This is a genomic window from Paraburkholderia sp. GAS32 (assembly GCF_050434225.1).
GTDB lineage: Bacteria > Pseudomonadota > Gammaproteobacteria > Burkholderiales > Burkholderiaceae > Paraburkholderia > Paraburkholderia madseniana.
The window spans coordinates 59,283-68,401 of record NZ_JBNPVS010000054.1 but is presented as its reverse complement, the minus strand read 5'-3'; the positions used below and the strand labels follow the sequence as shown (position 1 = coordinate 68,401).

Genomic DNA, 9,119 nt, shown 5'->3' with positions numbered 1-9,119 from the left:
ACTACGTTGCGCATCTTGCTCGGACTACGGCTCACGCAACGCTTGCACCATTCATCGAAGCAGTGGTCCTCAGGATATATGACACAGTAAGACTAACAGGCTGTTGAAAAGCGCCCCGTCATGAGGACCGAAGCTATGTTCAGGAGGCTTGCGCGTGCGATTTCCCGCTGAATTACCGGTTCGCCGCGCAATCTGCGCGGGGCATGCGCACGCATGCAGCCCTTGTGGCGCGCAGTCTTCGCGCCGTAGCGGCTCATCGCGTCGCTCCTTGCGGCACCACACCTGGCATTCGGGCCATGCGGGTCAGATTGCTCGCAACCATCGTCAGCTTGAAGTGCTGGTCGACGCGCTTGATACCGCGATAGACGGTCTGCCGGATCCGTCCGATGGTCTTGCCCCAGCCGAAATGCTCTTCGATTCGTTTGCGGATGATCTGGCTAATCCGGTAGCCCGCATGCCGCGAAGTGCGACCGTCGATTGCGCTGCCGCCCCAACGCTCATCGTTGCGCGCGACATGCGGTGTCACGTTGCGAGCGCGGCAATCGTTCACGAAGTCGCGGGTGTCATACGCCTTGTCGGCACCAACTGTCTTCGCATGAGCGCCTGGCACGCAATCGAGCAATTGCAACGCGCTGGCCCGCTCGGCGAAACCATCCGCGTGACTAACCACGGCGCCGACCACCAGCCCCGAGCGATTCTCCATCAGGATGTGCCCGTGGTAGCACAGGATGGCCGGGCTCTTGTGGCTCTTCTTGAACAATCGCGCCTCCGGATCAGTAGTCGACTCGTGCGTGGCATTGCTACGTCGCTCGCCTTTCCAGTCAGTGTCGGCGTTGCGGCCACCGCCGGCTGGCGGACCATCGTCCGGGCCGTCCTTGCGGCGGAAGCTCTTGTGACTGGCCCACGCCTGAATCAGCGTGCCGTCCACCGAGAAATGGTCTCTCGACAGCAAGCCCCGTTTGTCCGCCAGGCTCATGACTTCGGTGAAGAACGCTTCCACGACTTCATGCTCCAGCAACCGGTCGCGGTTCTTCGAGAACACCGAGTGGTCCCACACGGCGTCCTCAATCGCCAGCCCGACGAACCAGCGGAACAGCAGGTTGTAGCGCATCTGCTCCATGAGCATGCGCTCGCTGCGCACCGAGTAGAACACCTGCAACAGCAGCGCCCGCATCAGCTTCTCAGGCGCAATCGAGGCACGGCCGGTGTCCGCGTAGATGACGCTGAACAGCCCGTTGAGCCGTTTCAACGCATCATTCACCAGCAACCGGATCGGTCGCAACGGGTGATCTGCCGGGACGAAGTCCTCCAGCTTGACCGTCGTGAACAGGGGCTCCTGCATCTCATCCATTCCGCGCATCGCATCCGCTGCCAAAGATCATGAACACGATATCCATAACGCCTGTCCCTCAAACCCCGTTTACACGGGATCCAAATTCAACAGCCTGCTAAGGAGTGTTGGCGATGGCTTCGAACGAATACGACTACATCATCGTCGGCGCGGGTTCAGCGGGTAACGTGCTCGCCTCTCGCCTGACCGAAGACGCGGATGTGACCGTGCTGCTCCTCGAAGCAGGCGGCCCCGACTACCGCTTTGATTTCCGCACGCAGATGCCCGCGGCCCTCGCCTATCCGTTGCAAGGTCGGCGCTATAACTGGGCGTATGAAACCGACCCCGAGCCGCATATGAACAACCGTCGCATGGAGTGCGGACGCGGCAAAGGGCTCGGCGGTTCGTCGCTGATCAACGGTATGTGCTATATCCGCGGCAACGCGCTCGATTACGACGGGTGGGCCGGCCGCCCCGGGCTGGAAAACTGGACCTATCTGGATTGCCTGCCGTACTTCCGCAAAGCCGAGACACGCGATGTCGGCGCGAACGCGTATCACGGCGGCGACGGCCCGGTCCATGTGACGACGAGCAAGCCCGGCAACAATCCCTTGTTCGCGGCAATGGTCGAGGCCGGCGTGCAGGCGGGTTTTCCGCGTACCGACGACCTCAACGGCTATCAGCAGGAAGGCTTCGGCCCGATGGATCGCACGGTCACAGCGAACGGCCGACGCGCCAGCACCGCGCGCGGCTATCTGGATCGCGCCAAGACGCGCCCGAATCTCACCATCGTGACGCATGCCATGACCGATCGCGTGCTGTTCCTGGGCAAGCGAGCGATTGGCGTCACGTATCTGCGTCACGGCAATGCCGAGACAGCGCATGCACGCCGCGAAGTGCTGGTGTGCAGCGGCGCGATTGCCTCGCCGCAATTGTTGCAGCGCTCGGGCGTAGGCCGTTCGACGTGGCTGCGCGAGCTCGACGTGCCGCTCGTGCACGATCTGCCAGGCGTCGGCGAAAACCTGCAGGACCATCTGGAGATGTACATCCAGTACGAATGCAAGGAGCCGGTTTCGCTGTATCCCGCGTTGCAATGGTGGAATCAGCCGGCCATCGGACTTGAATGGATGCTTAACGGCACGGGTATTGGCGCGAGCAATCAGTTCGAAGCGGGCGGCTTCATCCGTACCCGCGATGAGGATCTGTGGCCGAACATCCAGTATCACTTCCTGCCCGTCGCGATCAACTACAACGGTTCCAACGCGATCAAGATGCACGGTTTCCAGGCGCATGTCGGCTCGATGCGTTCGCCAAGCCGTGGTCGTGTGAAGCTCACGTCACGCGATCCTGCCGCGCATCCGAGCATCCTGTTCAACTACATGGCCGATCCGCTCGACTGGCGGGAATTCCGTGACGGGATCCGTATTACGCGCGAGATCATGCGGCAGCCGGCTTTGGATCGCTATCGCGGCCAGGAGCTGAATCCGGGCGCGGAGTTGACGACGGATGAACAGCTCGATGCTTTCGTGCGCATGCGTGCGGAGACCGCGTTTCATCCGTCGTGCTCGTGCAAAATGGGTTATGACGATATGGCTGTGGTGGATAACGAAGGCCGCGTGCATGGGCTCGATGCGCTGCGCGTGGTCGATGCATCGATCATGCCGCAGATCACCACCGGCAATCTGAACGCGCCGACGATCATGCTTGCGGAGAAGATCGCAGATCAGATTCGCGGACGGAAGACTCTGGCGCGGGTGGAGACGCCTTACTTCGTGGCGAATGGGATGGCTTCGCGGAAGCGTGACGTAGCGGCGGTTTAATCCGCGTCGACACTAACCGTCGAACCTGGCGCCAGTAAAAAGACCGCGAATATTTCGCGGCCCTTTTTTGGGGTTCGGTCAGAGGACAAGCGGTCATTCTCGAACGGGACAGGACACTCGGCAAGCGTCACTCCCGCGCAGGACTCAACACTCCCTGCGCGTCCGACTCAACTGCTCCAGACACCAAAGTCTCCAGCGCCAGCCCACGCGTCTCGATCCCCATAGTCCATACAGCTGCAGCAGCGATCACAAAACACATCGCGCCAAGCGAAAACACGCCACCCTGCCCGAACATCGGCAGCACCACGCCGACCACATAAGGGCCGATCAACGACCCCACGCGGCCAATCGCCGATGCAAACCCTGACCCCGTAGCCCGCGCTCCCGTGCCATAAAGCTCAGGCGTATAGGTGTAAAGCACCGCCCACATCGCAAACAAAAAAAACTGCATCGCAAGTCCGGCGCAGATCAGCAGCGTCGGCGTTTGCGCGTGCAGCGCGGTTTGTCCGTAGACATAGGCCATCACTGCGCTGCCGGTCAACGACGCGATACAGGTCGGCTTACGTCCCCAGCGTTCGACCAGCCACGCTGCGCAGATGAAACCCGGAATCCCGCCGAGCGAAATCAGCACCGTGTACAGCACCGACTTCGTCACCGCAAAGCCCGCTTGTTGCATCAGCGCGCCGAGCCACGACGTCAGCCCATAAAATCCCAACAACGCGAAGAACCACAACGTCCACACCATGATCGTGCGACGGCGGTAAGCCACGCTCCAGATCTCGCGGAACGCACTCGTGCCCTTCGCTGCCGGCGGTTCCTGCAGCATCACCGGTGCGCGCAACTGGCTCAGTCCGGTCGCTTTCATCACCTTCACTTCGACTTCGGCGAGGATTTTGTCCGCCTCGGCGAGGCGTCCCCGATGTTCCAGCCAGCGCGGCGACTCCGGCACGACACGGCGCACGATCAGCACGAACACGGCGGGAATCGCCAGCAGCGCGAACTCGGTGCGCCACCCGAACGTCGGCAACACGAAATACGACACCACGCCCGCCGTGATAAATCCGAGCGGCCAGAAGCCATCCATCAACGCGATCAGTCGTCCACGTGACCTGGCAGGTACGAATTCGGACAAGAGCGTCTGCGCGATGGGAAACTCCATGCCCATGCCGAAACCGAGCAGCACGCGATAGAAAATCAGCGCCTCGACGCTCTGTGCGGTCGAGCACAGATACGACGCGAGCCCCCACAGCACCATGCTCCACTGAAACACGGGGCGCCGTCCGAAGCGATCGGCCAGCAATCCGGCAACCGCTGCGCCGATCACCATGCCGAAGAAGCTCGCACTCGCGACCAACCCCGCCGTCGCGCTCGACAAATGAAATTCGCTCTTGATCGAACCGAGCACGAAGGTCATCGTGCCGAGATCGACCGAGTCGAAAAAGAACGCGATCGCGATGATGATGAAAATGGTCCGGTGATATCCGGAGAACGGCAGGCGTTCGAGTCTGGCGGCTGCGCTCGCGCGAGGCTGAAAAACGGTAGACATGTCATGCCCTCGTTGATGCGGCGGCTGCCGCGTGGACGTTCCGATCAGTGCGTATTCAGTAGACGCCGACATAAATCGGCCACATAGAAGGAATACGTCATCGGGATGGAACGAGGGCGTCGTTAGGGTCGCAACCGCGCCCGCGCAGCGCCGGCAATCCGCGCAAGCGCATCCGCACTCAAGCGAGCGGCAATCTTCTCAACGTATTCGTGATGCCGCGACTGCAGTGGTGCGCCCAACTGCTGTGCGAGGAGATAGCGGATCAACGCGATGCGCCGATGCCGCAATACGATGCTCTGATCGAGCAGCGCGAGCGCGGCATGGGCATCGCCCTGTTGGCACGCGCGCTCGGTGAGACGCGCGGTGGCGAGACGTGTCGACGTCATGTCAGTCGGCGATCAGGAGAGCCGCGAGCGGTGCCTCAGCAAGACACCGCCCGCCGCGCTTCACGACATCAGCGGCTCGGCCGCATCGAGCATGATCTTGACGAAGTAGTCCGCAAAGCTGCGGCGCACGACGATATCGAAGCTGTCCGCGCCGGTGGGCAACAACGTCATCGAAGCCTTGAAGTAGTGACTCTGCGCGCACTGCCCTTCGCCGAACAGTTTCGGATGCAGATCGAGCGGACATCCGCGCGCCAGCACTTCACGCGTTCGCGTGCCGCTGATCTCGAGCACCGTATAGCCGCTGCCGATATCCACCGCCGACGCGAACACGCCCACAAATGCCGCACCGAGCTTCGCCTGCAACGGCGCGGTACGTGTCGCGTCGTGCGCCATGGCCGAACGCACCAGCCACTCATCGGGACCGAGCCACAGCATGTCGTAACCATTACCGCGTGCAATGGTGTTCGCCTTCTCGGGCGGCCGGCAGCCGATCACGCTTTCCACCGCGCTCACGAACGCCGCGTCACGCGTGTCGCCACGCACATTCACGAGTTCGAGAAACGGCCGCTCGCTCAATCTAAAGGCCGCCGACACCGTCGCCTGATGCTTCTTCAGCAGCGCATCCGCGCCCACCAGCGGCGACTCCTGCCACACGCCCGTTTGCTGGCCGACAGCGCGATCCACTGCCGACACCGTCCCTCTTGTTTCATTCCACATGTTGACGTGCTCCTTCGCTGTCGTAGAACACCGAGCTGGTGACCTTGGCCGCAATCTGCCTGCCGCTCGCGAGCGGAATCGTGACCGTTTCGCCGATCTTGTCGAGGCCGCCCTTCACCACCGCCATTGCAATCGAGCGCTTCAGGATCGGGCTGTAATAGCTCGACGTGACGTGACCGAGCATCGGCGCGGTATCGCCCTGGAACGGACCCGCGACGATCTGCGAGCCTTCAGGGATCACGAACGACGGATCGTCCGCGAGCAGTCCGACCAGTTGCTTACGCCCCGCCTTCGCCGTATCCGAGCGCGTCAATGAACGCTTGCCGAGGAAGTCTTTCGACTTCGCGACCAGCCCGCCCATGCCGAGATCGTACGGTGTCATCGACCCATCCGTGTCCTGGCCGACGATGATGTAGCCCTTCTCCGCACGCAGCACGTGCATGGTTTCGGTGCCATACGGCGTGATGTCGAATTCCGCGCCTGCGGCCATCAGCGCCTCCCACACCGCGCGACCAACGTTCGCAGGAACGTTCACTTCATAAGCCAGTTCGCCCGAGAAGCTGATCCGCATCACGCGCGATGCCGCACCTGCCACGGTGCCTTCGCGATAGCTCATGAACGGGAACGCCGCGTTCGCAAAGTCGATGTCGTGGCAGACCTTCTGCAAGACCTTGCGGCTGTTCGGGCCGACCACGGCAAACGTCGCCCAATGATCCGTCACGGAAGCGAGCCGCACGCGCATGTCCGGCCACTCGGTTTGCAGCCAGCGTTCGAGCCACGTCAGCACGCGTGCCGCGCCGCCTGTGGTGGTCGTCATCATGTAGTGCTGGTCGGCGAGACGCACGGTCACGCCGTCGTCGAAGATCATGCCGTTTTCGTCGAGCATCAGGCCATAGCGGCATTTGCCGACTTCCAGTTTGCTCCACGGATTCGTGTAGACCCAGTTCAGCAGCTTCGCCGCATCGGGGCCCTGAATGTCGATCTTGCCGAGCGTCGAAGCGTCGAGAATGCCGACGCTCGTGCGCACCGCGAGCGACTCGCGCGCCACTGCGGCATGCATGTCCTCGCCGGCCTTCGCGAAGTACCAGGGACGCTTCCAGTTGCCGACGTCCTCGAACGCCGCGCCGTTTTCCACGTGCCATTCGTGCACCGCGGTCTTACGCACCGGATCGAGAAACTCACCCAGCTCGCGGCCCGCAAACGTGCCGAACGTAACCGGCGTGTAGTTCGGACGGAACGTCGTCGTGCCGGTTTCGGGAATGGTCTTGCCGAGTGCCTGCGCGAGAATCGCCATGCCGTTGATGTTGCCGAGCTTGCCCTGATCGGTGCCGAAGCCCATCGCCGTATAGCGCTTCACGTGTTCGACCGATTCGAAACCTTCGCGCGCCGCCAGAAAAATATCGGCTGCCGACACGTCGTTCTGGAAGTCGACGAACTGCTTAGGCCCGCGCGTTGCGAGTTCGCGGCCACCGACGAGCCACAGCGGTTGCATCTTCGTTTCGGTAACCTCGGCCACGTGCACCGGATTCGGCCGCGCAACGATGTGACCGGCTGCACGCGCCGCCTCGACACCGGCATCGACCGCGAAGCGAATCCCCTGTCCCAGCGTGAAATCACCGGCACACGCACCAACGCTGGTCTCCGCCTGCATCGCTTTGCCCGGCACGAAGCACGCCTTGTCGTCATGCCAGTGCGCCTTGCCGCCCGATTGCGCGAACAGATGCAGCACCGGACTCCAGCCACCGGACATCGCGAGCAGATCGCAGGGCAGCTCGCCCTGCTTCGCCCCGACCTGTCCGTTCGAATACGACGCGACTTCGACCGAGGCAACCCGCAGCTTGCCGTGCGCCGCTGTCACAGCCACACCGTTCATTACCTTGACACCATAGCGCCGTGCGAGCGCGGGCAGCGTGCCCTTCGATTCGGCCGCGCGCGGATCGACGACCGTCACCTGGGCACCGGCCGCTTTCAGATCGAGCGCGCATTGATAGCCGTCGTCGTTGTTCGTGAACACCACGGCATTGCGGCCCGGCAGCACCGCATAGCGATGCAGATAGGTCGACACAGCCGAGGCCAGCATCACGCCCGGCAGATCGTTGTTGCCGAACACGATCGGCCGCTCATGCGCGCCTGTTGCGAGAATCACGCGTTTCGCACGGATCTTCCACATCAGTTCGCGCGTACCCTTTCTCTGCGACACCGGCAGATGCTCGGTGAGCCGCTGCGTGACGGTGATGAGGTTATGGTCCTGGTAACCGAATGCGGTGCTGCGGCACAGGATCTTCACATCGGGCATCTGCCGCAACTCGTCCTCGATCTTGTGGACCCATTGCAGCGCCGGTTTGCCGTCGATCTCCGCACGGCACGACAGCAGCGAGCCGCCGAGTTCCGGCTGATCGTCGATCAGCGTCACGCGTGCGCCGGACAATGCCGCCGCATGCGCAGCCGCCAGCCCCGTCGGACCACCGCCGACCACCAACACGTCGCAATGCGCAAAGCACTTGTCGTAGCGGTCCGCATCGGTTTGCTCAGGCGCCTTGCCGAGACCGGCTGCATCGCGAATCACTTCCTCATATTTCGGCCAGAATTTGCGCGGCCACATGAAGGTCTTGTAGTAGAAGCCCGCCGGAATGAAGCGTGCGAACTTCTGGTTAATCGCCATGCGGTCTTTTTCGATGCTCGGCTGCGCGTTCACGCTGGTCGCGACGAGTCCCTGATACAACTCCACTTCAGTCGCGCGCGCGTTCGGCACCGTGTATGCGCCGGTTTCGAGCTGCACGATCGCATTCGGCTCTTCCACACCCGCCGTCACGATGCCGCGCGGCCGGTGGTACTTCCAGCTACGTGCCACGAAGTGCTCACCGTTCGCGAGCAGCGCGGACGCGAGCGTATCGCCTTGGTAACCCTGGTACTTGCGGCCGTTGAACGTGAAGTTCAGTACGATCGCGCGGTTGATGCGCCCGCCGCTGGGGAGTCGGTCTTTCTGGCTCATGGTGCCTTGCCCTCGTGTGCCTTGTCTTGTGCGTTAGCCTCGTTGCTGTCCATCGCGAGCAGCGGACGTTCGAACGTCTCGTAGCCCTGAATCTCGTAGCTCACGGTGTCGCGCTGGGCCTTGAACCAGCGGCGGCATCCTTGCGTGTGCATCCATTGCTCGCGATGCACGCCGCGCGAATTCTTGCGCATGAACAGGTAGTCGCCCCATTCCTTGTCGGTGAGCTTGTCGGTGTCGAGCGGACGCGCAATATCGGCTTCGCCGCCGCAGGAAAATTCGGTTTCGGCGCGTGGCCCGCACCAAGGGCATTCGATCAGCAGCATATGGT

General features: G+C 62.4%; 7 protein-coding genes. 1 reads left to right on the top strand and 6 read right to left on the bottom strand.

Going from position 1 to position 9,119, the window contains the following annotated elements:
• Positions 1–253: 253 nt before the first annotated feature.
• The gene (locus P3T25_RS40690) at positions 254–1,360 is read right to left on the bottom strand and encodes an IS5 family transposase (RefSeq protein WP_372342400.1); all 1,107 of its coding nucleotides are present in this window, start codon (positions 1,358–1,360) and stop codon (positions 254–256) included.
• Between the two features lie 104 nt (positions 1,361–1,464).
• On the opposite strand from P3T25_RS40690, the gene betA reads away from it, so the two are divergent.
• Positions 1,465–3,150 (top strand): choline dehydrogenase, encoded by a 1,686-nt coding sequence (gene betA / locus P3T25_RS40685; RefSeq protein ID WP_429362889.1) that lies wholly within the window; start codon positions 1,465–1,467, stop codon positions 3,148–3,150.
• Positions 3,151–3,277: 127 nt separating this feature from the next.
• Here the strand turns inward: betA and P3T25_RS40680 are convergent, their stop codons facing one another.
• From P3T25_RS40680 to P3T25_RS40660, 5 genes are all read right to left on the bottom strand, one after another.
• Positions 3,278–4,696, bottom strand: coding sequence for an MFS transporter (locus P3T25_RS40680; protein WP_154560703.1), 1,419 nt, complete (start codon positions 4,694–4,696; stop codon positions 3,278–3,280).
• A gap of 122 nt (positions 4,697–4,818) precedes the next feature.
• The gene (locus P3T25_RS40675; RefSeq protein ID WP_063499004.1) at positions 4,819–5,082 is read right to left on the bottom strand and encodes a hypothetical protein; all 264 of its coding nucleotides are present in this window, start codon (positions 5,080–5,082) and stop codon (positions 4,819–4,821) included.
• Between the two features lie 60 nt (positions 5,083–5,142).
• Positions 5,143–5,799, bottom strand: coding sequence for a sarcosine oxidase subunit gamma (locus tag P3T25_RS40670; RefSeq protein ID WP_408267354.1), 657 nt, complete (start codon positions 5,797–5,799; stop codon positions 5,143–5,145).
• The gene (locus P3T25_RS40665) at positions 5,789–8,791 is read right to left on the bottom strand and encodes a sarcosine oxidase subunit alpha family protein (RefSeq protein ID WP_429362886.1); all 3,003 of its coding nucleotides are present in this window, start codon (positions 8,789–8,791) and stop codon (positions 5,789–5,791) included. Before P3T25_RS40665 ends, P3T25_RS40670 begins: the two co-directional genes overlap by 11 nt.
• Positions 8,788–9,114: a sarcosine oxidase subunit delta gene (locus tag P3T25_RS40660; protein WP_154560707.1), complete on the bottom strand. Its 327-nt coding sequence runs from the start codon at positions 9,112–9,114 to the stop codon at positions 8,788–8,790. The genes P3T25_RS40665 and P3T25_RS40660 overlap by 4 nt, the downstream gene beginning before the upstream one ends.
• Between the last annotated feature and the right edge of the window lie 5 nt (positions 9,115–9,119).

What these genes read in the sequence shown, in the direction of transcription:
- P3T25_RS40690 (WP_372342400.1), bottom strand. Translation starts at nt 1,360, where the DNA reads ATGCGCGGAATGGATGAGATGCAGGAGCCCCTGTTCACGACGGTCAAG.
- betA (WP_429362889.1), top strand. Translation starts at nt 1,465, where the DNA reads ATGGCTTCGAACGAATACGACTACATCATCGTCGGCGCGGGTTCAGCG.
- P3T25_RS40680 (WP_154560703.1), bottom strand. Translation starts at nt 4,696, where the DNA reads ATGTCTACCGTTTTTCAGCCTCGCGCGAGCGCAGCCGCCAGACTCGAA.
- P3T25_RS40675 (WP_063499004.1), bottom strand. Translation starts at nt 5,082, where the DNA reads ATGACGTCGACACGTCTCGCCACCGCGCGTCTCACCGAGCGCGCGTGC.
- P3T25_RS40670 (WP_408267354.1), bottom strand. Translation starts at nt 5,799, where the DNA reads ATGTGGAATGAAACAAGAGGGACGGTGTCGGCAGTGGATCGCGCTGTC.
- P3T25_RS40665 (WP_429362886.1), bottom strand. Translation starts at nt 8,791, where the DNA reads ATGAGCCAGAAAGACCGACTCCCCAGCGGCGGGCGCATCAACCGCGCG.
- P3T25_RS40660 (WP_154560707.1), bottom strand. Translation starts at nt 9,114, where the DNA reads ATGCTGCTGATCGAATGCCCTTGGTGCGGGCCACGCGCCGAAACCGAA.